This window comes from Dysgonomonas sp. 511 (assembly GCF_010501105.1).
In the GTDB taxonomy this organism is placed as follows: Bacteria; Bacteroidota; Bacteroidia; order Bacteroidales; family Dysgonomonadaceae; genus Dysgonomonas.
The window spans coordinates 1-348 of the sequence record NZ_QVMQ01000091.1 but is presented as its reverse complement, the minus strand read 5'-3'; the positions used below and the strand labels follow the sequence as shown (position 1 = coordinate 348).

The 348-nt window shown below is 46.6% G+C and carries 1 protein-coding gene and 1 pseudogene; one reads left to right on the top strand and one right to left on the bottom strand.

The features are described 5' to 3' along the window. On the top strand, window positions 1-295 hold a 295-nt coding region (locus tag D0T57_RS15400), incomplete at its 5' end, for a hypothetical protein (protein WP_163274350.1). A gap of 1 nt (window position 296) precedes the next feature. Here D0T57_RS15400 and D0T57_RS16125 read toward each other — a convergent pair. After that, a pseudogene (locus tag D0T57_RS16125) lies at window positions 297-344 on the bottom strand (hypothetical protein); the annotation flags it as partial. Between the last annotated feature and the right edge of the window lie 4 nt (window positions 345-348).

The window sequence follows — 348 nt, the reverse complement described above, 5'->3', positions numbered from 1 at the left end:
TCCTGATAGAATAAACCAACCTAATGGATCGTGGCATTGGATGAAAGGTACTAATAAGTGGAAAACTTATTCTGCAACAGGAAATTCAAGGTACGCCGGATTTATCTTTTGCGTGGTCACAGCCCCGCAGGGCAAGGTATGCCGCGCCGCTTTTGCTATAGCCAGCAAGGTAAATGCGAAGGTGAAGATACTCCATGTGTATAAAATGCGGATGTTGTCGGCGCCGCGATTTAATAAGGGGATAGTGTTCATTTCTTGTTCAGATTGCTGGGCGGCACGCCGAAATGTTTCGTAAAGCAACGGGTAAAGTACTTAGGGTCGTTGAACCCTACCTCATAGGCTATCTCC